The following is a 25,916-nucleotide window of genomic DNA, read 5'->3' as shown; positions in this document are numbered from 1 at the left end:
TAATATATTATAATATAAAGTAGAATTGAAAATAAATAGGAGGGAATATCTATGAGTGTACACATTGGTGCTAAAAAAGGAGAAATTGCCGAGACTATTCTGCTTCCAGGTGATCCTTTAAGAGCTAAATTTATAGCAGAAAATTATTTAGAAGATGTAAAACAATATAATAATGTAAGAGGAATGTATGGTTTTACCGGAACATATAAAGGTAAAAAAGTTTCAACTCAAGGAACTGGAATGGGCATGCCGTCTCTTTCAATTTATGTTAATGAATTGATTCGGGACTATGGAGTTAAAAATTTAATTAGAGTAGGCTCTTGTGGTTCTTTTAATGAAGAAGCTCAAGTTAGAGATGTAATCCTTGCTAAAGCAGCCTGTAGTAATTCTAATCTTAATAAAATGCGTTTTGATGGAAAAGATTTTGCTGCAGCTGCAAGTTTTAAACTTTTATCAAAGGCTTATCAGGTGGCCCAAAAGCAGGGAACTGAAGTTAAAGTTGGTACTATTTTAAGTTCAGATGCTTTTTATAATGATAATAGTGATGCCTGGAAAAAATGGAGAGAATATGGAGTTTTAGCTGTAGAAATGGAATCAGCTGAATTATTTACTTTAGCTGCTAAATATGGTGTTGATGCTTTAAGTATCTTAACAGTTAGTGATTCTTTAGTAACTGGTAACGAAACAAGCTCTGAAGAAAGAGAAAAAACCTTTACTGACATGATGGAAATTGCTTTAGAGTTAGCAGAATAATAGCTTATCAACAATAAATATAAATTTAAAATTAGCTAGAGTTGTTATTTATAATGGCTCTAGTCTAATTTTTATTTATAAAATTTCCAAAATTATTATTATTTTTGATAATTTAAATTTAGCTGTTTTTTTAAATGAGGTGATTGAAATTAAAAAAATTGATCAAGTTTATCAGTGTTTAAAAAAAATGATAGATCAAAATCAAGCAAAAGAAGCTTTATCAGCAGCTGAAATTGCAGCTGAGTTAGAAGCTGATCGGGCTAATATTAGCCGTTATTTAAATGAATTATTTAAAAAAGATAAATTAATTAAAATTAAAGGCAGGCCTGTCCTTTATAAGCCTAATTTTGAAATAGAAAAAAAAGAGGCTAATAATTTTAAAAAACAAAAGCAAATTAAACAAAATAAAGCAATAAAAAGTAAACTAGATCAAATTATTGGAGCTAAAGGAAGTTTGAAAAATCAGATTCAACAGGCAAAAGCAGCTATTTTGTATCCTCCTAATGGTTTACATACTCTACTTTTAGGAGAGACCGGAGTTGGAAAATCAATGTTTGCAAACTTAATGCATAATTTTGCAGTAGTTTCAAAAATGTTAAAAAAAGATGCTCCCTTTGTTCAATTTAATTGTGCTGATTATGTTGATAATCCTCAGCTTTTAATTTCACAGATTTTTGGAGTCAAAAAAGGAGCATATACCGGAGCTAATAAAGATCGAAAAGGACTTTTAAAAAAAGCAGATCAAGGAGTTATGTTTTTAGATGAAGTCCATCGGCTACCTCCCCAAGGTCAAGAAATGTTATTTACCTTTATTGATAATGGATATTTTAGGCCTTTAGGAGAAAGTGAAAATAAATTAAAGGCTGAAGTACAAATAATAGCAGCTACAACTGAAAACCCAAATTCTTTTTTATTAAATACTTTTATTAGAAGAATTCCAATGGTAATTAAGTTACCAACCCTAAAAAATAGGAGTTTAGAAGAACGTTTTCGATTAATTGAAAATTTTTTAAAAGAAGAATCAAAAAATATAGGTAATAGTATTTATATAAATAGAAAAGCTTTAATTTCTTTTTTGCTTTATGATTGCCCAAATAATATTGGCCAATTAGCAAGTGATATTCAGCTGGCAAGTGCTAAGTCATTTTTAAATTATAAAACATCAAATAATAAATATATTTTAATTTCTCAAACAGATTTACCAGAACATGTCCAAAAAGGTATTCTTAATTTACATAATCAAAGAAAAAATTTAGATAGATTATTTAAAGGTCAAAATGAAGTCTTAGAATTTTCAGCTCAAGAAGAAAATAAAATAGTAAATATTAATAGCCAAAATCAAAATAAAAATGAAGCGGCCAAATTAAATAAAGTTTTTTATGATGTAATTGAGAATAAATTAAATAGCTTAAGAAATAAAAATATGGATGAAGAACAAATCCAGGCTATTTTAAATATTGATATCGAATCTCATTTTAAAAAACATCTAGAATCTCTGCCTGATATAATTAATAAATCTGATATTAATAAAATTGTTAATAAAGAAATTGTAGAAATAACAGAAGCTATTTTAAAATTATCATCTAGAAAGTTAAAACGTAATTTTGATAAGAAAATTTTTTTAGCATTAGCTCTCCATCTTCAAAAAAGTATAGAAAGAATTAAAGCTGGAGAAAAAATTTATCATCCAGAATTAAATAATATTAGAATAAATCATTTTCAGGAATTTATGACAGCAATGGAAGCTGCTGCTTTAATTGATCAAAAATTTGAAGTAGAAACTCCCTTGGATGAAATTGGTTATATTAGTATGTTTTTAATTGAAAACCCTTATCAAATTAATGATGAGCCAAAAGCGAAAGTAGCAGTTTTTATTTTGATGCATGGTAATACAACTGCAAGTAGTATGGCTGAAGTAGCTAATAAATTATTGGGAGAAGAATTTGCAGTAGGAATTGATATGCCTCTGGAAATGAAGGCCCAAACTTTTTTTGAAACAAGTACTAAAAAAATTAAAAAGCTAGCTCCAAATAAAGATATCTTATTGTTAGTAGATATGGGCTCATTAACTAGTTTTGCTGAGATGATTGAGTTAAATCAAGGTCAAGAAATAAAAATTATTGATCTGGCTAGCACAGCTACAGTAATTGATGCCTCTAGAAAAGCAATTTTGGGTCATAGTTTAGACGAAATTTATAAAAGCTGTCTTAGTTATAGAATTAAAACTAAAAAATCTAAATTAAAAACAAAAAAACAAAATTCAAAAAAAGATTTTAATTCAGACCAAAAAGAACTTAAAAATTTGATTATAACAGCTTGTTTTACCGGAGAAGGTGCCTCAAGTAAATTAAAAGAAATTATAGAAAACAAATACTCTCAATTAAAAATAAAAATTATTTCTTTAAATATAATTAATTATAATAAATTTATAAAAAAAGTAAAAACTTATCAAAAAGAATATAATTTATTAGCAGTTATTAGTACTATTGATCTTAAAGAAGCAGATTTACCTTTTATTCCAGCAGTAGATGTTCTTTCTGGTAAAGCTTTTAAAAAATTAGATTCTAAATTAGAAGTTTTAGATAAATATAATAAAATAAATATATCTTTAACTAAGCATCTTGATAAATTAAATAGTAATAAAATTATGAATGAAGTTAAAAATATTATAGATTCAATACTTAAACAAGCTCAAATTGAGATTGACTCTGATGTCAAAATTGGTATTTTATTACACCTTATTTTTCTAATTGAAAAATTGCTAAAAGGAGAAGAGCTAAATAAGTTTTCAGATTTAGAGTCTTATAAAGCTAAAAATGGTTTTTTTATGGAAGAAATTAAAGAAAAATTATACTTTTTAGAAAGAGAATATGCAGTTAAAATTACCGAAGATGAAATTGCTTATATAGCAGAAAGTTTTTTGAATAATTCTGAAACTCAAAGTGAAATAGAATATAAATAAAGCTTAATTATTAAAGGGATTATAGGTGGCGATAACTATGAAAACTATAGTTTTAGTTTGTACAGCTGGAATGTCAACAAGTTTATTAGTTGCTAAAATGAAAGAAATAGCAGCCCAAGCTGAGCTTGACATTAAGCTAGAAGCTCTAGCTCAATCTGAACTTAAAAATTATCCTAAAAAAATTGATTTGATTCTTTTAGGTCCTCAAGTTAAGTATCTTTTAAATAATTTGAAAAGAGATTATAAAAATTCTAATATCCAAGTTGAGGTAATAGACAGTCTTCAGTATGGGAGTTTAGATGGTAAAGCAGTTTTGAACCAAGCCCTTAGTCTTTTGGGCAAAAAGGTGATATAAATGATAAATAATTTATTTAAGTTATTAGAGAATAAATTTGTACCCTTAGCTTCTAAGTTTGGTTCTCAAAGGCATTTATTAGCGATTCGAGATGCTTTTATTTCAATTATGCCTTTAGCAATTATAGGTTCTTTAGCAATTTTAGTTAATAATTTTCCAATTTCTAGCTATCAGGCTTATATGCTTTCACTATTTGGCAGCAAATGGGCTTCTTTTTCTAACTATATTTATAGTGGTACTTTTGCTATAATGTCATTATTGATCGTTTTTTCGATTAGTTATAATTTGGCTCAATCATATGATAATGACCCCTTACTTGCTGCTTTAATTTCTTTTTCTTCATTTATTATAACAATTATTCAGGCAGATGCTCAGTCTTTTAGAATTCCTTTTCGCTGGTTAGATAGTTCCGGACTTTTAGTAGCGATTTTAGTTGGAATCTTAGCTACTGAAATCTATGTAAAAATGATGAACTTAATTAAAGCTAGAAAAAGAAAAGTAAAGGGAGCGATGACTCCAATTTTGAATAGATATTTTTTAGCTTTAATCCCAACAACCACTATTTTTTTTATATTTGCTTTAATTAGATTGTTTTTTGCTTTTTTAGGAATTGAAAATATAATTGCTGAAATTTATAGTTTAATTCAGCTGCCTTTAATGGGTTTAGCTAATAATTTATTTACAGCACTTTTTATTGTTTTAGTTGGTCATTTTTTTTGGTTTTTAGGTTTACATGGGACTAATATTTTAGAACCTGTAATCCAGACTTTATATTTACCAGCCTTACAAGAAAATATTCAAGCGGCTTCTAATAACCTACCAATTCCTAATATTTTTACCAAACCATTTTTTGATTCTTTTGTTTATTTAGGGGGAAGTGGAACAACTTTAAGTTTAGTAATTGCTATTTATTTATTTTCAAACTCTAAACGCAAAAGAGATTTAATGAAATTAAGTTCAACTCAAGCAATATTTAATATTAATGAGCCTATTTTATATGGTTTACCAATTGTAATGAGTCCAGTTTATTTAATTCCTTTTATTTTAACTCCCCTTATTTTAACATTGAGCAGCTATTTTGCAATTTTAATTGGACTTGTACCTAAAACAATTGCTTTAGTACCTTGGGGAACTCCTCCGATAATTAGTGGCTTTTTAGTAACTGGTTCATTTGCAGGTTCTTTTTTACAAATTTTTAATATATTAATTGGTGTTTTAATCTATTTTCCTTTTCTAAGTTTAGCAGAGCGAATTAAAGAGGGAGGTTAAGATGAATTTAGAAAAAATGATTTTTACTATTATATCTTATAGTGGTGATGCAAAAAATCTATTTATGGAAGCAATTAATTATGCTAAAAATAATGAAGTTGTAAAAGCAGAAAGTTCTTTTAAAAAAGCAGAAGATAAATTAAAAAAAGCTAATTTAAAACAAAAAAAATTATTTGAGTTAGATAAAGCTAGCGAAAAAATTACTAACAGTATTTTACTAACTCACAGCCAAGATCATTTAATGATAAATTCTTTATTAAAAGATTTGGCAAGAGAACTTATTGATTTACATAAAAAACTTAACACTAAAAAAAGTGTGTAAAAGTGTGTAATTATTAATTATTTACTTTTTTATTTATTCAAAATAAATTTAAAATTTGTTTAAATTAATCAAAAAAGGGTCTAAATAGGGGTTTTAACTCTATTTCTAGGCCCTTTTTTGATTTTTAAGCCAAAAAAATTATTTTTTGGTATAAATTCTGCATTATATATAGTTAAACAACACTAAGGAGGAATTAATGATGAAAAAAAGTATTTTTGTATTTTTAACTCTCTGTTTAGTTTTAGCTGTAGGTTCTTTAAGTGCTGGGGCAATGGAATTAAGAATCTATTCGATGTTCTCTGGTGCTGATCCAGCTTCAGATGTTTATGAAGAGCTAATAGCAGAATTTAAAGCTGAACATCCTCAAGTTGAGATAATTGATGAGTCTGCAACTTTAGATGAAAGTGTCAAAGTAAGAATTGAAAACGATTTTGCTTCAGAAAATGAACCTGATATTACAATGTATTTTACAGATTCTCAGGCTAAACCAATAGTGGAATCAGGTCGAGTAACTCCTCTTAACGATATTTTAGCTAATAATCCAGAATGGAAGGCTGGTTTTTTAGATTCAGTTTTAGAACAAGTAAAATATAGTGATGGAAAAATCTATGCTTTACCAATAACTGGTTTTTATGAAGGCTTAATTGTAAATCTAGATTTATTTGAAAAATATGATGTTAAAATTCCCGAAACTAAAACAGAATTATTAGCAGCAGTTAAAACTTTTAGAGAAAATGATATTGTACCAATGGCAGCTGGATTAGGCATGACTCCTCATTATAATATTGAACATGCTATTTTAAAAGTTGGAGGAGCAAAAGCACATGATTCAGGTATAGCAGATGGTATTAATCCAATGTGGATTAAAGGTTTAGAACATCTAGAAGAATTATATAAAGCAGATGCTTTCCAAAAAGATACTTTAACTCAAGATTGGTCAGGTGCTCGTCAGCTTTTTAAACAAGGAAGAGCTGCAATGTTAGTAGAAGGTTCTTGGGCAATTAATGATGCTCAAAATGAAGGTGCTAATCGGGTAACTATAGTTCCTTATCCTAGAGTAGGAGAAAAGGGAAATAAGAGTGATTTGATAGCTGGTTTTACTTCTGGTATGTACTTAAGTAAAGAAGCATATAATGATCAAGAAAAGAAAGAACTAGTTGTAGAGCTATTAAAACATTTAACAAATAAAGAAGCTATTAAAAAGATTGCAGAAGCAAATGGTGGCTTACCAGCAGCTGATGTAACCCCAGCTGGTTTAACTAAACCATATCAGGCTGGTTTAGAGATGTTTAAAAATGCTGCTCATGTATCACTACCAATTGATGCTCAAATTCAGCGTCCAGCTTGGCAAACTTTAGTTGATGGAGTAGCATACATTGTTTCTGGTAGAAGATCTGCGGCAGATATTTTAGAAACAGTAAGACAAATAGAATTGCAGGCTAGATAAATTCTAAAAATAGTAGGGGTAGTTTAAAACTGCCCCTCTTATTTACTGGAGGTGGAGACAATTAAATTTAAAAAAGATAAAAAAACAATTTTTTTATTTTTATTACCAGCTTTATTGTTATGGAGTATCTTTTTGTTTTATCCAATAATTAGAAGTTTTTATAAAACTTTTTTCTTTGCTGTCCATAATATTAATCCCGAATTTATTGGTTTGGATAATTATATTAAATTATTAAATGATCCTGTAGTTTGGTTAGCTACTAAAAATACTTTTATTTTTATGATAGCAGCAGTAGTTTTTCAAGTTGGACTTGGAATTTTACTGGCAGTTTTTGTTGATTTAATTAAATATGGAAAAAACTTTTTTAGGACCACTTTCTTTTTTCCTATTGTTTTATCAGCAGCTTCTTTAGGTCTTTTATTTAGATTACTTTATAATTATGATGCTGGACTTTTGAATTCAATTCTTAAACTTTTGGAAATGGAGCCAGTACTCTGGTTAGATGCTCAAAAAGCACTTGCAATGGTAATGATTCCAACCATTTGGCAGTATGTTGGATTTTATTTTGTAATTATCCTAACTGCTCTAACTAAGATTCCTAATTCTTTATATGAGGTAGCAGAAATAGAAGGAGCAAATACTTTTCAAAGAGTTACTAAAATTACCTTACCTCTGATTTTCCAAGATATTAGAGTTTGTATAGTTCTTGCAATTACAGGAACCTTAAAAGTATTCGATATGGTTTGGGTTATTACAGCAGGAGGTCCATTTGACTCTTCTCAAGTTTTAGGAACTTATATGTATAGTACCGTTTTTCAAAGACGTTTATTTGGTTATGGTTCTACAATTGCCATCTTTATAATTATTTTAGGAGTAGTTGTAACTTCTTTAACTAATAAATTTATTGGAGATCGTGGAGTTTCTATTGATTAACTAGTTTGGACTTTTATTAATGAAATCTAATTTTAGTTGGGAAAGGAAGTGTTAATAATTATGATGAAATTTTCGCCCAAAAATTTATTAAATAAAATTCAAAATTATTTTATAGAAATCTCGATGACAAAATTTATTATCTATATGATTTTAATTGCCTGGGCTTCTACAACAATTTTACCACTTCTCTGGGTAGCAAATAATTCTTTTAGAACTACAACTCAGATTGTGGATTCTCCTTTTAGTTTGCCTAGTTCTTTTAATTTAGAAAACTATATTACAGCAGCTGAAAGAATTAATATTTTAAATAGTTATAAAAACAGTTTAATTATGTCTGGAACAACTGTTTTATTAGTTTTATTATTTGGAGGTATGGCAGGTTATGCTATGGCTAGATTTCAATTTAAATTTAAGGGCTTTATCAATAAGATGATTGTAGTAGCTTTAATGATTCCAGCTTTTGTAACAGTAGTTCCTGTTTATGAAATTTTTATCGAATTAGGGATAGTTAATACTTATTTAGCTTTAATTTTGCCTCATACAGCTGGAAATTTAGTTTTTGCAACGATGATGTTGGCAGCTTATATGGCTTCTATTTCAACTGAGATTGAAGAGGCTGCTTTGTTAGATGGGGCAAACAGATGGCAAATTTTCACTAAAATCTTTGTTCCAATCTCAAGGCCAGCTTTTGCTACAGTAGGAATTTTTACCTTTCTTTGGTCTTATAATGATCTTTTTTCAGCTCTTGTTTTTGTTCCAAATAAAAGTGTACAGCCAATCACAGTTTTACTTAACCAAGTTAAATCCCAATATGGTACGGATTTAGGTTTACAAGCAACAGCAGTGATAGTAACAGTTATTCCTGTCTTATTAGTTTATATAATTTTACAAAAACATATAATTAAAGGTTTAACTCAAGGGGCAGTTAAAGGCTAAAAAAACTAGAGAGAGGAAGATTTAAAGATGAAATACGGATTTTTTGATGATAAAAATAGAGAATATGTTATTCAAAGACCAGATATACCAGTTTCTTGGACAAATTATTTAGGTACTAAAGATTTTTGTACAGTTATTTCTCAAAATGCTGGAGGATATTCTTTTTATAAAAGTGCTCAACATCATAGAATAACAAAATTTAGAGCAAATTCAATTCCACTTGATAGACCTGGTCACTACCTTTATCTACGAGATCAAGATGATGGAGATTATTGGAGTATTTCTTGGCAGCCAGTAGCTAAAAATTTAAATCAGGCTAATTATGAAGTCCGTCATGGTTTATCATATTCAAAATTTAAATGTGATTATAAAGATCTTAAAGCAGAAAAAACCATTTTTGTACCTCTAGCAGATGATTTAGAAATTTGGGATTTTAAAATAAAAAATGAAGGAGCTCTTGATCGTAATTTAAGTTTATTTTCTTATTTAGAATTTTCTTTTCACGAAATAGATATTGATAATCAGAACTTTCAGATGAGTTTATATGCAGCAGGTAGCAGTTATCAGGATGGAATTATAGAATATGATTTTTATTATGACCCTAGAAAATACCATTATTTCACAGCTGATTTTCAAGCAGATAGTTATGATTGCCTTAGAGATAAGTTTATTGGTGATTATCGAAGTGAAGCTAATCCAATTGCTTTAGTTAGAGGAATTTGTTCTAATAGCAGTAAAAAAGGTGGTAATCATTGTGCTGCTTTAAATAAAGAATTTAATTTAGCTGCTGGTGAGGAAAAACGTTTTATTTTAATTTTAGGAGTTGGCAAGAGAGAAAAAGCTCAAAAAATGAGAAAAAAATATTCTGATTTTAATTTAGTTGATAAAGAGTTTAATAAGTTAAATACTTATTGGGAAAAAAAGTTAAGTTTTTTTCAATGTCAAACTCCACATCAGGCTTTAAATACCATGCTTAATACCTGGAATCCTTATCAAGCAGAAACTTGTATTGTTTGGTCTCGTTTTGCATCTTTTATTGAAGTTGGAGGTAGAACTGGTTTAGGTTATCGAGATACTGCTCAAGATAGTTTAGCGACAGCCTATCTTAACCCTCAAAAAACTAAAGAGAGATTAATTCAGCTCTTAAGAGCTGAAACAAAAGCTGGTTATGGGCTCCATTTATTTGATCCAGATAGCTTTGATCCAGAAGCAGCAACAATAGAATTTGATTCTCCAACAGTTGTTCCAAAAGCTGATCCAGAATCTATGATTCATGGAATAGAAGATGCCTGTTCTGATGATGCTCTCTGGTTAGTTGCTGCAGTGTGTAACTATGTCAAGGAAACAGCTGATTTTGATTTTTTTGAAAAAGTTATTAGTTATGCAGATAAAGGTGAAGCCACAGTTTATGAGCACTTAAAGAAAATATTAGATTTTTCTACTGAACAGGTTGGTGCTACTGGAATTTGTAAAGGTCTTAGAGCTGATTGGAATGATTGTTTAAATTTAGGTGGTGGTGAAAGTGCAATGGTATCTTTTTTACACCACTGGGCTTTAGAAATATTTATTGAAACAGCAAATTTTTTAAATAAAAAAGCTGACTTTAAAAAATATTCTAAAATTGCAGCAAAAGTTAAAAAAGCCTGTCGGGAAAATCTCTGGGATGGTAATTGGTACTTAAGAGGAATAACAGGAAGTGGAAATAAGATTGGTTCTAAAGAAAATAAAGAAGGTAAAGTCCATTTAGAATCTAATACTTGGGCAGTAATCTCTGGGGTTGCAACTAAAAAAAGAGGGATTAAAGCAATGGATGCTGTAGATGAATTTTTATATTCAAAATATGGATTACATTTAAATGCTCCTTCTTATACTAAATCTGATGATGAAATCGGTTTTGTAACTAGAGTTTATCCTGGGATTAAAGAAAATGGATCGATTTTTAGTCATCCTAATCCTTGGGCCTGGATAGCAGAGGCAAAACTGGGTAGAGGTAGTAGAGCAATGAAGTTTTATAATGCTCTTTTACCTGTAAGTCAAAATGATGAAATAGAAATTAGAGAAGCAGAACCTTATTCTTATTGTCAATTTATTCTGGGAAAAGATCATGAAGATTTTGGTAAAGCAAGACATCCCTGGCTCACTGGTAGCTCTGGTTGGGCTTATCAAGCTGTAACTAAATGGATTTTAGGAGTTAGAGTTAGTTATCAAGGATTAATAGTTGATCCCTGTATTCCTGCTGATTGGGATCAATTTTCTGTTAGAAGAAAGTGGCGGGGAGCAGAATATAAAATTAAAGTTTTTAATCCAGATCAGGTAGAAAAAGGAGTTAAAAAAATAACTTTAAATGGAGAAGAAATTGATAAAATTATTCCCCAACAAAAATCAGGTAGTATTAATAATATAATAGTGACAATGGGATGAAAGGGAGGGAGATTATGATAGAATTTGGAACTGGTGGCTGGAGAGCGAAAATTGGAGAAGAGTTTACTAAGGAAAATGTTCAGTTGTTGGCTCAAGCTTTAGCTAATTTGATCTTAGAACAAGAAGTAGCAGCTAAAGGCTTTGTTATTGGCCATGATAGAAGATTTTTATCAGATAAAGCAGCTAAATGGGTGGCAGAAGTTTTAAGTGCAAACCAAATTAAAGTCTATTTTATTCAAAAAATATCACCAACACCATTAATTATGCATACAGTCAAGGAATATGGTTCTTTTTATGGAGCAGCAATTACTGCTAGTCATAATCCAGCTGATTATAATGGAGTTAAATTATTTACTAAAGGTGGTAGAGATGCAACAGAAGAAATTACAAATGAAATAGAAAAAAAAATAAGCAGATTAAATTTAGTTGAAGTTAAGTTTATTGATTTTGAAAAAGCAAAAGAAAAGAATTTAGTAAAAATCATTGATCCCTTTAATAATTATATTGATACTATAATTTCAATGCTTGATACTAAAGCAATTAAAGCAAGTAATATGAAAATTTTATTAGATCCAATGTTTGGAGTATCTAAAACTTCACTGCAGACAATTTTGATTACTGCTCGTTGTGAAGTAGATACAATTAATGATCGTCATGATACTTTATTTGGAGGAAGACTGCCTTCACCTAATAATCATACTTTAAATCAACTTAAAAATATGGTTATAGAGAGTGATTATGATTTAGGAATCGGAACTGATGGTGATGCAGATAGATTAGGAATTATAGATGAAAAAGGTAATTTTATTCATCCAAATGAAATTTTAGCCTTATTATATTATTATTTATTAGAATATAAAGGCTGGACTGGTGGAGTAGTGCGAAATGTAGCTACAACTCATCTATTAGATAAAATAGCTGCTTACTATGGAGAAGAATGTTATGAAGTTCCAGTTGGATTTAAACATATTAGTTCGACAATGGAAGCTAAAAATGCTTTAATTGGAGGAGAAAGTAGTGGTGGTTTAACAATTAGAGGTCATATTAAAGGAAAAGATGGAATTTTTGCTGCTAGTATCTTAATAGAAATGTTGAGTGTAACAAATAAAAAGTTATCAGAATTATTGACAGAAATTCAGGCTAAATTCGGAAAATTTGCTGCTGCTGAAAGTGATCTTGAATTTACAGTTAAAGAAAAGGCTGTTTTAATCCAAAAACTGTTTGTTGATAAAAAATTTCCAGAATTTAAATATGGAATCAAAGATATTAGTTATCAAGATGGAGTTAAGGTTTATTTTGAAAATGATGGCTGGATAATTGTAAGGTTTTCTGGAACAGAACCTTTATTAAGAATTTTTTCAGAAATGAAAACTAGAGCTAAAGCTAAAGAATTAATATTAAAAATGAAAAATTTTTTAGAATTATAAAAATAATATTTTTTAGTCTGGGTATTAATATCCAGACTTTTTATTTTTGGTTTTTTGGGAATAGATGATATAATTAACTATAGAAATTAAAATTATTAAAGACTTAGTGGTATTATTTAATTTAAAGTGAAATAATATTATTAATATCAAGGAGGTTCAAGATGAAAAAAGAAGAAAGAATTTCATTTTATTCTCATTTTGTTGGTTTTCTTTTGGCTTTAGTTGGTTTAGGATTATTGATTTTTAGAGCTTTAGAAAGTCCAGATAAAATTATTATAGCTATTGTTTATGGAGCTTCAGTAGCTTTTTTATTTCTAGCTAGCTCTTTATATCACGCTTTTAAAAAACAAGATAACGAAGATTCTATTTGGAGAAAATTAGACCATTTTGCTATTTTTGTAATGATTGCTGGCTCCTATACTCCAGTTGCTTATTTATATTTAGAAGGTTGGCTGAAATGGACAATTATGATTGTTCAATGGAGCCTTGTCTTAGGTGGTTTTTTCTTTAAATTCATGTATTTTAAGACTCCTAGAATTTTATATACAATAATCTATCTTTTAATGGGATGGGTGGGGATTTTTGCTTTTCACCAATTATTTTTTACAATGCCACTTGCTAATTTAATTTTGATGTTTGGTGGAGGCTTATTATTTACTGCAGGAGCAGTTTTTTATATAGTAAAAAAACCAAAAATAACTCCTAATTTCGGTTTTCATGAGATTTTTCATTTTTTTATTTTAGCTGGTGGTATTTTACATTATCTAATGGTTTTTATTGCTTTAGGATAAATTAAGATGAGGAGAGGGTAGTGATGGATATACAAGAAAATTTAATTGAAATTATTTCTTTGAGTGGAGAAGTAAAGAAAAATTTTTTAGAAGCTATTCAATATGCTAAAACTAATGATTTTAAAGAGGCAGAGAAAATATTTAAAATAGCAGATAATAAATTGATTAAAGCTCATTTAAAACAAACAGAATTAATAAAAAAAGAAGCAGGAGGAGAAAAAGTAGAAAGCAGTCTGCTGCTTACTCATGCCCAAGATCATTTAATGACAGCTATTTTACTGAAGGATATGGCTCGAGAATTTATAGATTTATATCAAAAAATATAATTTTAGCTAAGTCTAATAAGAAAATTCATCTAAATATTTTAAAAAAACACCATCTAAATTATAATTTAGATGGTGAAGTTTACTATCTACCATTTTTTTTATCTTGATACATTTTATTGTCTGCTTTTTTTATTATCTCATATATATTTTGTTCAGCCTTATTTTTAACAGCAAGACCAATAGCTACAGAGATGGAAAGATCTTTACATTTTTTTCTTTTAGTTATTGTTTTAATTCGTTTAACAATTTCTTTTGCCTCTTTTAAATTAGTATTAGGCAGTAAAAGAGCAAATTCATCTCCTCCCCAACGTGCTAACACATCTTCTTCTCTAATTACTGACTTAAGAATTTTAGCTATTTTTTGGAGCAATTCATCTCCAAAATGGTGCCCATAAGTATCATTCATTATTTTGAGCCCATTTACATCAGCTATAATAACAGAAACAGGTAATTGCTCTTTATTATCCATATTCTTTAATTTTTCTTCAAAAAATCTTCGATTATAAAGTTCAGTTAACTGATCATGAAAAGCCTGATATTTTATTATTTCTTTTTTTTGATTTAAAATTTTATTTTTCTCTTTTAAATCTCTAGTCTTTTTTGTTACAATATATTTAATTTTTTGCTCACGGTAACTTAAACTATAAATAATAATTAAAATTAAAAAGTTAATAAAAATCAAGAGCAAATTAAAAGTTCTATTATTTTCTTTGATTGAGTTGTCCCAACCTTGATTTGGGATTGCTCCTATTTCAATTTTTTTATTTTTAAATTTTAATTCATTAACTACAGGATTTGAATTAAAAATATTCTTTTTGCCAAAAAATATATTTCCATCACTTTTAATAGCTAAATCAATCATTAAATTAGGATTATCCAGACCTAAATTTTTATAAATTGTTGTTAAATCTAAAGCCATTGTAATTAAACCCCAAAAATTTGAATTTCTAAAAAGAGCCTTTCTTAAAATGATTCCTAAGCCACCTTGTCTTAGTTTATAAGGACCACTAACAATTAATTTTTTAGTTGTTAGTGTTTTTTTAATATCTTTTTGGACTTCAATTCGTTGATCTTTTAAGAGATTATGACCTATAGATTCTTGATTATTATTAAGTGGATAAACATATTGATTAATACCTTCAGGAGCAATGATAAAATTTCTAATACCTGAAGTTGAAAAATAGAGTCCATTAGTAAAATTAATAAAATTATTTTGATTTATACTTTCTTCCCAATTATTTTTAACAAAAGCTTCTAAACCAGTTAATAAACTAAACCTTTCATTTAATTGGTTGTTAAGATTAAGAGTGTAATAATTTAATTGTTTTTGAGTTTCTAATCTTTGTTTTTCTAATAAAAAATCTTTATATATATTACTCAGATATAAACTTAAAGGTAAAAAAAGAAGAATGAAAATTAAAATAGTTAAAATCAGAGAACTATAAACTTCTTTTCTTTTTAAATGATTTAACATTTTAACCTCCTTTAGAGGAGAATAGGCTCAATTAAAATAATATAATTTAGCTAATATATTAAAATATTTCTAGATAACAAAGAAAAGACCTTCAAAGCAAGTTGTTTTACTTTTAAAAAATACAAAATATTTTTTTCGACCGACGGTTGATTAACTCTCTTTTTTGTGATATCTTTGTTTATAGAAATATTTTTGATTTAAAAAATCTTATTTAAATTATTTAGCTTTATTTAATAATAATTTAGTTTTATTAGTTAAATAATTTGTACTTTAGTTTAGAAAATAAATTAAATTAGGTGGTAAAAAATGACAGTAAAATTTACAGAAACAGTATTAAGAGATGGACAGCAGTCTTTGATCGCAACAAGGTTAAAAACTGAAGATATAGTTCCCATTTTAAAAACTATAGATCAAGCTGGCTATTATGCTTTAGAAGTTTGGGGAGGAGCAACTTTTGATAGTTGTATGAGATTTTTAGATGAAGACCCCTGGCAGCGTTTAGCTACAATTAGAAAAGAGATAAAAAACACAAAATTACAAATGCTTTTAAGAGGTCAAAATATATTAGGTTATAAACATTATCCTGATGATGTTTTAGAAAAATTTATAAAAAAATCAATTGAAACTGGTATTGATATAATTAGAATTTTTGATGCTTTAAATGACATTAGGAATATGGAAAAAGCTATAGAGTATACTAAAAAATATGGAGCAGAAGCTCAAGGTACTATTGTTTATACTACAAGTCCTATTCATAATAGCAATACTTTTGTTGAAAAAGCAAAAAAATTAGCTGAAACAGGTATTGATTCTCTCTGTATTAAAGATATGGCTGGTTTATTAAAACCTTTTACAGCTTATGGTCTGATAAAAAAACTTAAAACAGAAATTGAAATACCAATTGAAATTCATAGTCACAATACAGCTGGTTTTGCTTTTATGACATATTTAAAGTCAATTGAAGCTGGAGTTGATATTATTGACACTTCAATTTCTGCTTTTAGTTCTGGTACTGCTCAGCCAACTACAGAAACTATGGCTGCTGCTCTTACTGGAGCTGATTATAGTTCTGAACTAGATTCGACTAAATTAGAAATAATGGGTGAATATTTTAGAGAAGTTAGGGATAAATATCAAGATTATCTGGGCTCTTATGAGGTTGATCCAAGAATTATTATTAATCAATTACCAGGAGGAATGCTTTCTAATCTCAGAAATCAATTAAGGGAGCAAAATCAGTTAGATCGTTATGAAGAAATATTAACAGAAATACCAAAAGTACGAAAAGATTTAGGTTATCCTCCACTTGTAACGCCAACTAGTCAAATTGTAGGAACACAGGCAGTGTTTAATGTTGTGACTGGTAAAAGATATAGTTTTGTTTCAAATGAATTTAAAAATTATTTAAGAGGAATGTATGGTACTCCTCCAGGAGAAGTAAATCAAGATTTAATTGAAGAGATTATAAGTAAAGATGAGGTAATAACTAATCGGCCTGCAGATAATTTGGAACCAGCCTATCAAAAAGCTGCAGCTGAAATTAAAGATTTAAGTAGTCGGGAAGAAGATATTTTATCTTATCTATTATTTCCAGAAGTTGCAGAACAATTTTTAAAAAATAAATAAATTATTAAAACTGTCGAAATTAATTCGGCAGTTTTTTTATTGCTGAAAGAAATAATTTTTATCTAAGTTTTTTGAAAATTGTGTTGACAAACAAAAACGAACAGTATATAATTATAAACAACAATAAACGAAAGCAAATAAACATAAAAACTCATAAATGAGAAAAGAGGTTTTTTTCATGTTTGCAGAAGAAAGAAGAAAAGAAATAATATTACTTTTAAAAAAAGAGAAAAGGGCAAGTGTTAAACAGTTAAGTAAAAAATTTGATGTTTCTCGAGCAACAATTCGCCGAGATTTAAGTGAACTCGAAAAAAATGGCTTTATTCGGAGAACACATGGTGGAGCAATTTTAAGTGGAACTAGTAAATTAGAGCCTAGTTTTAAAGAAAAGGAAGATAAATTAGCTCCTGAAAAAAAAGAAATTGGTAAAACAGCAGCCGAGATAATAAAAAATGGAGATACAATTTTTATTGACGCAGGAACTACTACAAGGTATATAATTGATAATTTAAAAAATAAAAAAGACTTAACAATTGTAACTCATGCTCTCCATATAATAAATAAAATAAACGAAATTGATTTAGACTGTGAACTAGTAGTTATTGGTGGTAATTTTAAATGGTCAACTGAAGCTATGATTGGTCCTTTAGCTGAAGATTCTTTAAGAAAATTGCGAGTTGATAAAAGTTTTATTGGTGCTAATGGATTCAGTTTAGATTCTGCTGCAACTACTCCTGATTTAAGAGAAGCTAAAATTAAAGAAATAGCCTTAGAAATAGCCGGAGAAAATTTTCTCTTATTCGATCAAAGCAAATGGGAAGAAGTCTATTTTTATAAATTTGCTAAATTAAAACAAATTAATTTTATAATTACAGATTCGATTGAGCAAACTAAAGAGCAAGCTCTAAATGAAAAAGAAATTGAGATAATTTTAACTTAATTTAGAGAGGAAGGTAAAAAAATGATTTTAACAGTTACTTTAAATCCAGCCTTAGATAAAGTTATTATCTTAGAAAAACTAAAACAGGGAAAATTAAATAGAGTTAGTAAAACAAGTATTCTTGCTGGAGGAAAAGGGATTAATGTTTCCGAAGTTTTAACAAAATTAAAGATTAAAAATAAAGCTTTAGCAATTATTGGTGGTGATAATGGTAAAAAAATAGCTTCTATTCTAACTAATAATAGAATTGATTCTGATCTTATTTGGTCAAAATTTGAGACAAGGCAAAATTTAAAAATTAAAGAAAGAAAAACAAATCAAGAAACTGAAATAAATGAAAAAGGAAAAGTTAGTAGAAAAGATATTGATGATTTTAAATTTGCTTTTAATAAAGCAATTACAAAAAATAAAATAGTTGTTTTATCAGGTAGTTTACCAAATAAAGTAGATAAAAATATTTATGCTGAGTTGATTGATAAAGCAAAAGAAAAAGATACTAAAGTTATTTTAGACAGTTCTGGAAAAGAGTTTAAATTAGCTTTAAAAAAGGCTCCTTATTTAGTTAAACCAAATTTAGAAGAAATTGAAAATTTATTAGGAAAAAAAATTAAAAATAATCAGGATTTAAAAAAAGGGGCTGAATATCTATTAGCTCAAGGGGTGAATATCGTAATGATTTCTTTAGGAGCAGAAGGGGCTTTTATAGCATCTGCTGCTGAAGCTTACAGAATTTCTACACCTCAAGTTAAAATTTCTCAAACAACAGTTGGAGCAGGAGATACAATGGTTGGTGGTATAGCTGCTCAAATAGATAAAGCTCAAAATCTCAAAGCAACTGGGAAATTTGCTACTGCTTTAGCGACTGCCTTTGTTCAAAGTGGTTCTATTAATAAAATAGATAAAGCTTTGATTGAAAAAATGGAAAATATGATTCAAATAGAAAAAATTTATTAAAATTAAGAAAGGGGTATAATAATGGACATTAAAGAATTTATAAATGAGAATTTAATCAAGATGAATTTGGAAAGTAAAGATAAGGATTCAGTTATTAAAGAAATGATAGAAATTATGGCACAAAATGAAGTAATTATTGATAAAAAAGAAGTAATAAAAAAAGCAATGGAAAGAGAAGAAAAAGGAACTACAGGAGTCGGTAAAGGAGTTGCTATTCCACATGTTAAAAGTGATGCAGTTAAAAAACCAGCAGTAGCCTTTGGACGATCAAAGATAGGGATTGATTATGGTTCAATGGATGAAAAATTAAGTCATTTATTTTTCTTAATTACAGTACCAGAAGAATCTCATGACAAACACTTAAAACTCTTAGCCCAGCTTTCTAGACAGTTGATTCATGATGACTTTAGAAATAATTTATTAGAAGCAAAAAATGAAGATGAGGTAATGAGTATTTTAGAAAAAATTTAATTATAATTTGTAATATGCTTAAAAATGAGGAGGAATAATTTATGAAAAAAATTATTGCTGTAACTTCCTGTCCAACTGGAATAGCTCATACTTATATGGCTTCGGAATCTTTAGAAGAAGTAGCTAAAAAAATGAATTTAGAAATAAAAGTAGAAACTCAAGGATCAGTTGGAGTAGAGAATGAGTTAAGTGATCAAGATATTAAAGAGGCTGATGCAGTAATTATTGCTGCTGATACAAATGTTAGCAAAGATCGTTTTAGTGGTAAACCAATTGTAGAAGTCGCTGTGGCTGATGCTATTGACGATGCAAAAGCTTTAATCAAGCAAGCACTGGCCAAAGCTGAAAATGCTGAAGAAAAAGAAGAAATAAAAGCAGAAAAAAATTCTAATCTTCAAAGTCAGGTTAGTGATCAAAAAGCTAAAAGAAAAGAAAAAAGATCAGGCCCTTATAAACATTTAATGACTGGTGTTTCTTTTATGCTTCCTTTTGTTGTAGCTGGTGGTTTAGCAATAGCTTTATCTTTTGTTTTTGGTATTAATGCAGCTGAACAGGAAGGAACATTAGCTGCTGCTTTGATGAAAATTGGTGGAGGATCTGCTTTTGCTTTAATGGTTCCAATTTTAGCTGGCTATATAGCTTTTTCAATTGCTGATCGCCCTGGTATAGCTCCTGGTATGATTGGCGGAATGCTAGCTAGTGACCTTGGAGCAGGATTTTTAGGTGGAATTATTGCTGGTTTTTTTGCTGGATATTTAACTCAATGGTTAAAAGAAAAGATTAAACTTCCTCAAAGCCTTCAAGGATTAATGCCTGTTTTAGTTTTGCCTTTCCTTTCTAGTTTAATTGTAGGACTTTCCATGATTTATGTAATTGGACCACCAGTAGAAGGAATAATGACAGGTTTAGAATCTTGGTTACAAGGATTAACTGATGCTAATGCAGTTTTTTTAGGACTCCTTTTAGGAGCAATGATGGCTTTTGATATGGGAGGTCCTGTTAATAAAGCAGCTTATACATTTGGAGTTGGACTTTTGGGTTCAGGAATCTATGGTCCAATGGCAGCTATTATGGCCGCAGGAATGACACCACCGTTAGGACTGGCATTAGCGACTACCTTATTTAAAAGCAGATTTAATCGTCAAGAAATTGAAGCAGGAAAACCTGCCTGGTTTATGGGGCTTTCTTTTATTACTGAAGGAGCTATTCCTTTTGCAGCAGCTGATCCAATTAGAGTAATCCCTTCTATTATGGCTGGTTCTGCAGTTACTGGTGCTTTATCAATGTTCTTTGGAGTTGGCTTAAAAGCACCACATGGTGGAATATTTGTACTCCCAATTCCTAATGTTGTTACTAATATTGGTTTTTATGCTTTAGCAATAATTATAGGAACGGTAATTACAGCTTTAATGTTGAGAATATTAAAACCTAAATTAACTAAATAAGAACAAAAAAGAGAGAGGGAAATTAAATCCTTCTCTTTTTTTGTATTTTTTAATTAAGATATATTAATTATTTATTTTCGATTTAATTTTTTTATAATGATTGTAATCAGTTAAAAGTTTTGTTATAATCAAATGAAATTTAGAAGCTAGGATTTGAGGAGGAGAAAAATGGATTTAAACGTAGTGCAAGCATTTAGTATTGTTTTATTGATTTTGGCAGTGGGTGAATTTGTTTCAATCAAGACAAAAGCTTTAGTTCCGTCAGTTTTTGTTTCAGCAGTTTTATTTTTAATTGGTTTTTGGACTATTTTGCCAGCAGATATTGTGACTCAAAGTTCTTTTGCAAAACCAATTGTGTATTTATCTATGTATCTTTTGTTAACACATATGGGAACTTTAATGAGTGTTAAAGAGCTTTTGGCTCAGTGGAAAACGGTTATAATTGCTTTTAGTGGTGTTTTAGGAATTATAGCCATGACAATGACAATTGGTAATTTTATTTTCGGCTGGGAAACTGTTGTTGCAGCAACACCTCCATTAACAGGTGGGGTAGTTGCTTCTATTTTAATGTCAACAGCTGCCAGTGAAAGAGGATTAACAGCTGTTGCTGTATTAGCAACATCAATGTATATAATGCAGGGGTTTTTTGGTTATCCAATTACTGCACTGATGTTAAAAAAGGAAGCTAAACGACTTGCCACAAAAGTAAAAAATGGAGAGGTAGAGCCCAATCATTCTAAAAAGGCTGAAGTTGAATCGGAAAAAGAAAAAAGAAATTTTGTTATCTTTCCACCATTACCTGAAAAGTTTCAGACTACATATGCAATTTTATTAAAGTTAGGAATTGTTGCTGCTTTAGCTGTTGCTGCTGCTCCAATATTGCATATTAACCAGTTTGTAGTATGTTTATTATTTGGAGTTATTGGAAGAGAAATTGGATTTTTAGAAGAAAAAGCACTTGTTAAATCAGGTTCTTTTGGTTTTCTTATGACAATTTTAATGGCTTTTATTTTCGCAGGTTTATCTAAGGCAACACCATCTATGCTGACAGAAATAGCAGTACCATTATTTGGAATTATTATACTTGGTGTTTTTGGTATGGCTGTATTTTCTATGATTATAGGAAAAATGCTTGGTTATACAAAGGAAATGGCTTTTTCAATTGCAATGACCTCTTTATATGGTTTTCCAGCTGATTATATACTAACAATAGAATCGGCTAGATCAACAACTAAAGATGATGCAGAATATAAATATGTTATTGATGAAATGCTGCCTAAAATGTTAGTTGGTGGCTTTACAACAGTAACTATAGCTTCAGTTATTATTGCTGGTTTCTTTGTTAAGCTTCTGTAAAAATTAGAGGTTGATTTTTACACTTGTTCTGATTAGGTGATAGAGTGAAAGTTTGCTCTCAAACCTCGTGGGCTGGCCCGAGGAGGGTCAATAAGAGAGGAGATAGTAGTGAAATGAAAACAAATTTAAAGAGAATAAAAGATGATATAGAAAATTTAAGCAAATTTAATGCGACTCCTGAAAATGGATTAACCCGATTTTCTTTGACTGAAGAAGATCGTGGAGCCAGAAATTATTTAAAAAAGGAACTGCAGAAATTAGATGTTGAAATTTATGAAGATGCAGCAGGAAGTTTAGTTGCTAGAAGAGCAGGTACAGCTAAAGATGCACCTGTAGTCATGATTGGTTCTCACTTTGATTCTGTTAAAAATGGTGGTCATTTTGATGGACCTGCAGGAGTGATAATGGCTCTAGAAATTTTAAGAGTGATGGAAGAAAATGATGTAAAAACAAAGTATCCCATAGAATTTGTAGCACTGATTGAAGAAGAAGGTGGACGATTCGGTGGTGGAGTCTTTGGCAGTCGATCGATGACTGGACAAGTCGATTATCAGGAGCTTCTAGATTTTAAAGATGCTGCTGGTATTTCTATGGCTCAGGCTTTCGAAAATTTTGGTTTTGATCCAACAAAAATTGAAGAAGCAAGAAGAGATCCAGAAGAGCTTAAAGCTTTTATTGAGCTGCATATAGAACAGGGTCCAGTTTTAGAAAATGAAGCAAAAGATGTAGGAATAGTTGATTTTATAGTTGGAATTAATCAAATTAAAGTTAAGGTTGAAGGTAGAGCAGATCATGCAGGAACAACTCCAATGGAGATGCGGAAAGATGCTCTTTCCTCAGCAGCTGAGGTCATTTCTGAAATTAAAAACTTTGCCTTAAAAGCTGGAAATGGAACTGTTGCTACCGTAGGAACTCTTGCTGTTAAGCCAGGAGCAGCTAATATTGTACCTGCAGAAGTCGAATTTTCTGTTGATATCAGATCTAAAAAATTAAACTGTATTCAAGAAGTAAGAGAGCAGATAGATCAGGCTCTGGCTGCTATAAAAGCAGAATATAGTGTTGATTACTCTGTACAAAATATGTTAATGGTTGAACCAGTCGAATTATCAGAGGAAATTTTTAATATTTTTAAAGATGAATCTAAAAAACTGGGTTTAAACTCTAAACAAATGATTAGTGGTGCTGGTCATGATGCGATGATTATGGCAGCGATCACAGATGTGGGTTTAATATTTGTACCTAGTAAAGATGGCAGAAGTCACACTCCAGAAGAATGGACAGATTACGAAGATTTACAAAAAGGAATAGAACTTATTTATCACACAATCTTAAAGGTTGGTGAAATTGAATGAAAACTGTAAAAGAATTAGCAGAAAAATATTTTGATTATGCTGTTTCTATGCGAAGAGAGTTTCATATGTATCCAGAGCCAAGTCTAAAAGAAGAAAGAACTTGTAGTAGAATTATAGAAGAATTAGAGAATTTAGGCTTAAAGGCTAAAAAAGCAGCAGGAACTGGTGTTATTTGTGAAATCAAAGGTAAAAAAAATTCAAAAACAAAGAAAACTGTGGCTTTAAGAGCTGATATAGATGCGCTGGAGCTGGAAGAAAAAAATGAGGTAGAATATAAATCAAAAAATGAAGGTTTAATGCATGGTTGTGGGCATGATGGACATTCAGCAAGTTTGCTGACAGCTGCAAAAATATTAAATGATCTAAAAGATGAGTTTGCAGGCACTGTTAAATTAATTTTTCAACCTGGAGAAGAAGTAGCTATGGGAGCAAAGACTATGGTTGAAGAAGGTGTAGTAGAAGATGTGGATGCTATTTTTGGTATACATATCTGGAATGATTTAGAAGTTGGAAAAATTTCTGTAGAAGCTGGCCCAAGAATGGCAGCTGTAAATCAATTTAAGATTGAGGTAAAGGGGCAGGGTGGACATGGTTCTATGCCACACCAAGGTATAGATCCGATTATGGCAGGAGCAGCAATTGTAATGAATCTCCAAACTATTGTGAGTCGGGAATTTAATCCAATGGAAGCTGCTGTCTTAAGTGTAGATATTTTTAATTCAGGTTCAAAAGGAAATGTGCTGCCAGATTCAGCTCATTTAGAAGGAACAACCAGATGTTTTAGCAGAGAAATTAATCAAAGATTTGAAGAGATTATTAATCGAGTTGTTAAAGAAACCGCAGCCGGATATCGAGCAGAAGCTGAATTAGAATATAATAAACTTACTTTGCCCTGTATTAATAACCCAAAGATTACAAAGATAGCACAAAAAGCAGCAGCTAAAATTTCAGCTGTAGATTCTTTAGTAGAATTGGAAAAAACTACTGGGGGAGAAGATTTTTCTTTCTTTGCGGCTGAAGTTCCAGCAGCTTTTGCTTTTGTTGGTTCCAGAAATGAAGCTAAAGGTGCTGATGCTCCCCACCATCATCCAGAGTTCAATATAGATGAGAAGTCTTTAAAAACGGCTTCTAGTTTATATGCACAGTTTGCTCTGGAATTTTTAGAAGAAGGGGAGGTAGAATAATGATTGCTTATAAAGAATTATTAGCAAAACAAGAAGCTTATGTTAAAGAGTTAAGAAGAGAATTTCATATGTATCCTGAAACTAGTTGGAAGGAAGAGAGAACTTCAAAACGTATAAAAGAGGAATTATATAAGTTAGGAATAGACTATCAAGAATATGCAAAAACAGGAGTTGCTGCAGTTATTGAAGGTCAAGCAGCCGGCAAAACTGTAGCTTTAAGGGCAGACATGGATGCTTTAGCAGTTGAAGAAAAAACTGATTTAGAATTTAAATCGAAAAATAAAGGAGTAATGCATGCCTGTGGTCATGATGGCCATACAGCAATGCTTTTAGGTGCAGCTCGAGCTCTTTCGGAAATTAAAGAGCAAATAAAAGGGAAAATCAAACTTATTTTTCAACCAGCAGAAGAAATGGTTCAGGGAGCGGCTAAGATGGTTGAAGAAGGAGTTTTAGCAGATGTAGATGGAATTATGGGTATTCATCTTTGGGCTGATCTGCCGACAGGTAGGATAAATGTGGAGTCCGGTTCCCGAATGGCATCAGGTGATTATGTAATTGTCAATTTTAAAGGAAAGGGCGGCCATGGTTCAATGCCTCATCAAGCTGTAGACCCAATAATTATGGCTTCTTCTTTTATTTTAGAATCTCAGGCTATTTTAAGCCGCGAGACAAATTCTTTAGATCCAGTAGTTTTTACTTTAGGTAAAATTAAGTCAGGCAGTAGATTTAATGTAATTCCTGGAGAGGCAGAGATTGTAGGAACTTTAAGATGTTTTAAAGAAAAAACTAGAATTAAGGCTAGTCAAGCAATTAAAAGATATGCTGAAAAAATAGCAAAATCATATAGAGGAGAAGCTGAAGTAGAAATTCAAAAAGGAACGCCTCCTACTATTAATGACCAAAAGTGTACCCAGATAGCAGAAACGGCAGCTCGGAAAATAGCAAAAGATAGTTTAATTGAGATGGAAAAGACTACTGGAAGTGAAGATATGGCCTATTATTTAAGAGAGGTTCCTGGAGTAATAGCCTTTGTTGGAGCAGCTTTTGCAGATGAATCTAAAAATTATCCCCATCATAATGCAAAATTTAAGATTAACGAAGAAAGTTTAAAACAAGGAACAGAACTTTATTTTAATTTTGCTTTGGAATTTTTAAAAAAGTATTAATTTGTT

Annotated in this window: 22 protein-coding genes; 21 read left to right on the top strand and 1 reads right to left on the bottom strand. The window is 29.8% G+C overall.

The window, feature by feature from the left end:
• Positions 1 to 51: 51 nt before the first annotated feature.
• The 12 genes from deoD (at position 52) to HPRAE_RS06670 (ending at position 13,942) form a co-directional block, all read left to right on the top strand.
• Complete coding sequence (gene deoD, locus HPRAE_RS06725) at positions 52 to 753, top strand: purine-nucleoside phosphorylase (RefSeq protein ID WP_014553474.1); 702 nt, start codon at positions 52 to 54, stop codon at positions 751 to 753.
• 139 nt (positions 754 to 892) lie between these two features.
• Positions 893 to 3,715 (top strand): sigma-54-dependent transcriptional regulator, encoded by a 2,823-nt coding sequence (locus tag HPRAE_RS06720; RefSeq protein ID WP_014553473.1) that lies wholly within the window; start codon positions 893 to 895, stop codon positions 3,713 to 3,715.
• A gap of 37 nt (positions 3,716 to 3,752) precedes the next feature.
• Positions 3,753 to 4,070, top strand: coding sequence for a PTS sugar transporter subunit IIB (locus HPRAE_RS06715; RefSeq protein ID WP_014553472.1), 318 nt, complete (start codon positions 3,753 to 3,755; stop codon positions 4,068 to 4,070).
• On the top strand, positions 4,071 to 5,339 hold the full coding sequence (locus HPRAE_RS06710; protein ID WP_014553471.1) for a PTS sugar transporter subunit IIC: 1,269 nt from the start codon (positions 4,071 to 4,073) through the stop codon (positions 5,337 to 5,339). It abuts the gene before it with no gap.
• Position 5,340: 1 nt separating this feature from the next.
• On the top strand, positions 5,341 to 5,661 hold the full coding sequence (locus HPRAE_RS06705; RefSeq protein WP_014553470.1) for a PTS sugar transporter subunit IIA: 321 nt from the start codon (positions 5,341 to 5,343) through the stop codon (positions 5,659 to 5,661).
• 199 nt (positions 5,662 to 5,860) lie between these two features.
• The gene (locus tag HPRAE_RS06700) at positions 5,861 to 7,108 is read left to right on the top strand and encodes an ABC transporter substrate-binding protein (RefSeq protein WP_050755999.1); all 1,248 of its coding nucleotides are present in this window, start codon (positions 5,861 to 5,863) and stop codon (positions 7,106 to 7,108) included.
• Positions 7,109 to 7,240: 132 nt separating this feature from the next.
• Positions 7,241 to 8,041 (top strand): carbohydrate ABC transporter permease, encoded by an 801-nt coding sequence (locus tag HPRAE_RS06695; RefSeq protein WP_218915744.1) that lies wholly within the window; start codon positions 7,241 to 7,243, stop codon positions 8,039 to 8,041.
• A 60-nt stretch (positions 8,042 to 8,101) separates the two neighbouring features.
• Complete coding sequence (locus HPRAE_RS06690) at positions 8,102 to 8,977, top strand: carbohydrate ABC transporter permease (RefSeq protein ID WP_014553467.1); 876 nt, start codon at positions 8,102 to 8,104, stop codon at positions 8,975 to 8,977.
• A gap of 27 nt (positions 8,978 to 9,004) precedes the next feature.
• Positions 9,005 to 11,398: a glycoside hydrolase family 94 protein gene (locus HPRAE_RS06685; protein ID WP_014553466.1), complete on the top strand. Its 2,394-nt coding sequence runs from the start codon at positions 9,005 to 9,007 to the stop codon at positions 11,396 to 11,398.
• 14 nt (positions 11,399 to 11,412) lie between these two features.
• Positions 11,413 to 12,825, top strand: coding sequence for a phosphoglucomutase/phosphomannomutase family protein (locus tag HPRAE_RS06680; protein WP_014553465.1), 1,413 nt, complete (start codon positions 11,413 to 11,415; stop codon positions 12,823 to 12,825).
• A gap of 161 nt (positions 12,826 to 12,986) precedes the next feature.
• Positions 12,987 to 13,616: a PAQR family membrane homeostasis protein TrhA gene (trhA, locus tag HPRAE_RS06675; RefSeq protein WP_014553464.1), complete on the top strand. Its 630-nt coding sequence runs from the start codon at positions 12,987 to 12,989 to the stop codon at positions 13,614 to 13,616.
• A gap of 23 nt (positions 13,617 to 13,639) precedes the next feature.
• The gene (locus HPRAE_RS06670) at positions 13,640 to 13,942 is read left to right on the top strand and encodes a PTS sugar transporter subunit IIA (RefSeq protein WP_014553463.1); all 303 of its coding nucleotides are present in this window, start codon (positions 13,640 to 13,642) and stop codon (positions 13,940 to 13,942) included.
• 82 nt (positions 13,943 to 14,024) lie between these two features.
• Here the strand turns inward: HPRAE_RS06670 and HPRAE_RS10915 are convergent, their stop codons facing one another.
• Positions 14,025 to 15,416, bottom strand: coding sequence for a sensor domain-containing diguanylate cyclase (locus HPRAE_RS10915; protein WP_014553462.1), 1,392 nt, complete (start codon positions 15,414 to 15,416; stop codon positions 14,025 to 14,027).
• Between the two features lie 306 nt (positions 15,417 to 15,722).
• On the opposite strand from HPRAE_RS10915, the gene HPRAE_RS06660 reads away from it, so the two are divergent.
• The 9 genes from HPRAE_RS06660 to HPRAE_RS06620 all read left to right on the top strand — a co-directional run bounded on the left by HPRAE_RS06660 (position 15,723) and on the right by HPRAE_RS06620 (position 25,910).
• Positions 15,723 to 17,042, top strand: a complete 1,320-nt coding sequence (locus tag HPRAE_RS06660) for a pyruvate carboxylase subunit B (RefSeq protein WP_014553461.1) — start codon at positions 15,723 to 15,725, stop codon at positions 17,040 to 17,042.
• Positions 17,043 to 17,220: 178 nt separating this feature from the next.
• Positions 17,221 to 17,982: a DeoR/GlpR family DNA-binding transcription regulator gene (locus HPRAE_RS06655; protein ID WP_014553460.1), complete on the top strand. Its 762-nt coding sequence runs from the start codon at positions 17,221 to 17,223 to the stop codon at positions 17,980 to 17,982.
• 21 nt (positions 17,983 to 18,003) lie between these two features.
• A complete protein-coding gene (locus tag HPRAE_RS06650; RefSeq protein ID WP_014553459.1) occupies positions 18,004 to 18,936 on the top strand; it encodes a 1-phosphofructokinase family hexose kinase in 933 nt (310 codons plus the stop codon).
• A gap of 21 nt (positions 18,937 to 18,957) precedes the next feature.
• A complete protein-coding gene (locus HPRAE_RS06645) occupies positions 18,958 to 19,407 on the top strand; it encodes a PTS sugar transporter subunit IIA (protein ID WP_014553458.1) in 450 nt (149 codons plus the stop codon).
• A gap of 41 nt (positions 19,408 to 19,448) precedes the next feature.
• A complete protein-coding gene (locus tag HPRAE_RS06640) occupies positions 19,449 to 20,852 on the top strand; it encodes a PTS fructose transporter subunit IIC (protein ID WP_014553457.1) in 1,404 nt (467 codons plus the stop codon).
• A gap of 168 nt (positions 20,853 to 21,020) precedes the next feature.
• On the top strand, positions 21,021 to 22,208 hold the full coding sequence (locus HPRAE_RS06635) for a membrane protein (RefSeq protein ID WP_014553456.1): 1,188 nt from the start codon (positions 21,021 to 21,023) through the stop codon (positions 22,206 to 22,208).
• 113 nt (positions 22,209 to 22,321) lie between these two features.
• Complete coding sequence (locus HPRAE_RS06630; RefSeq protein WP_014553455.1) at positions 22,322 to 23,560, top strand: M20 family metallo-hydrolase; 1,239 nt, start codon at positions 22,322 to 22,324, stop codon at positions 23,558 to 23,560.
• Complete coding sequence (locus HPRAE_RS06625; RefSeq protein ID WP_014553454.1) at positions 23,557 to 24,744, top strand: M20 family metallopeptidase; 1,188 nt, start codon at positions 23,557 to 23,559, stop codon at positions 24,742 to 24,744. The genes HPRAE_RS06630 and HPRAE_RS06625 overlap by 4 nt, the downstream gene beginning before the upstream one ends.
• Complete coding sequence (locus tag HPRAE_RS06620; protein WP_014553453.1) at positions 24,744 to 25,910, top strand: M20 family metallopeptidase; 1,167 nt, start codon at positions 24,744 to 24,746, stop codon at positions 25,908 to 25,910. Before HPRAE_RS06625 ends, HPRAE_RS06620 begins: the two co-directional genes overlap by 1 nt.
• Positions 25,911 to 25,916: the final 6 nt, after the last annotated feature.

The organism is Halanaerobium praevalens DSM 2228, assembly GCF_000165465.1.
GTDB classification, from domain to species: Bacteria; Bacillota; Halanaerobiia; order Halanaerobiales; family Halanaerobiaceae; genus Halanaerobium; species Halanaerobium praevalens.
Note: the sequence above shows the minus strand (reverse complement) of the source record. Positions and strands in the feature narration are given on the sequence as shown.

Bases quoted from the DNA above. Each gene is read 5' to 3' on its own strand.
- HPRAE_RS06660 (WP_014553461.1), top strand. From the start codon at position 15,723: ATGACAGTAAAATTTACAGAAACAGTATTAAGAGATGGACAGCAGTCT.
- HPRAE_RS06655 (WP_014553460.1), top strand. From the start codon at position 17,221: ATGTTTGCAGAAGAAAGAAGAAAAGAAATAATATTACTTTTAAAAAAA.
- HPRAE_RS06715 (WP_014553472.1), top strand. From the start codon at position 3,753: ATGAAAACTATAGTTTTAGTTTGTACAGCTGGAATGTCAACAAGTTTA.
- HPRAE_RS06700 (WP_050755999.1), top strand. From the start codon at position 5,861: ATGAAAAAAAGTATTTTTGTATTTTTAACTCTCTGTTTAGTTTTAGCT.
- HPRAE_RS06635 (WP_014553456.1), top strand. From the start codon at position 21,021: ATGGATTTAAACGTAGTGCAAGCATTTAGTATTGTTTTATTGATTTTG.
- HPRAE_RS06620 (WP_014553453.1), top strand. From the start codon at position 24,744: ATGATTGCTTATAAAGAATTATTAGCAAAACAAGAAGCTTATGTTAAA.
- HPRAE_RS06625 (WP_014553454.1), top strand. From the start codon at position 23,557: ATGAAAACTGTAAAAGAATTAGCAGAAAAATATTTTGATTATGCTGTT.
- HPRAE_RS06630 (WP_014553455.1), top strand. From the start codon at position 22,322: ATGAAAACAAATTTAAAGAGAATAAAAGATGATATAGAAAATTTAAGC.
- HPRAE_RS06685 (WP_014553466.1), top strand. From the start codon at position 9,005: ATGAAATACGGATTTTTTGATGATAAAAATAGAGAATATGTTATTCAA.
- HPRAE_RS06650 (WP_014553459.1), top strand. From the start codon at position 18,004: ATGATTTTAACAGTTACTTTAAATCCAGCCTTAGATAAAGTTATTATC.
- deoD (WP_014553474.1), top strand. From the start codon at position 52: ATGAGTGTACACATTGGTGCTAAAAAAGGAGAAATTGCCGAGACTATT.
- HPRAE_RS06705 (WP_014553470.1), top strand. From the start codon at position 5,341: ATGAATTTAGAAAAAATGATTTTTACTATTATATCTTATAGTGGTGAT.
- trhA (WP_014553464.1), top strand. From the start codon at position 12,987: ATGAAAAAAGAAGAAAGAATTTCATTTTATTCTCATTTTGTTGGTTTT.
- HPRAE_RS06670 (WP_014553463.1), top strand. From the start codon at position 13,640: ATGGATATACAAGAAAATTTAATTGAAATTATTTCTTTGAGTGGAGAA.
- HPRAE_RS06690 (WP_014553467.1), top strand. From the start codon at position 8,102: ATGATGAAATTTTCGCCCAAAAATTTATTAAATAAAATTCAAAATTAT.
- HPRAE_RS06645 (WP_014553458.1), top strand. From the start codon at position 18,958: ATGGACATTAAAGAATTTATAAATGAGAATTTAATCAAGATGAATTTG.
- HPRAE_RS06640 (WP_014553457.1), top strand. From the start codon at position 19,449: ATGAAAAAAATTATTGCTGTAACTTCCTGTCCAACTGGAATAGCTCAT.
- HPRAE_RS10915 (WP_014553462.1), bottom strand. From the start codon at position 15,416: ATGTTAAATCATTTAAAAAGAAAAGAAGTTTATAGTTCTCTGATTTTA.
- HPRAE_RS06680 (WP_014553465.1), top strand. From the start codon at position 11,413: ATGATAGAATTTGGAACTGGTGGCTGGAGAGCGAAAATTGGAGAAGAG.
- HPRAE_RS06710 (WP_014553471.1), top strand. From the start codon at position 4,071: ATGATAAATAATTTATTTAAGTTATTAGAGAATAAATTTGTACCCTTA.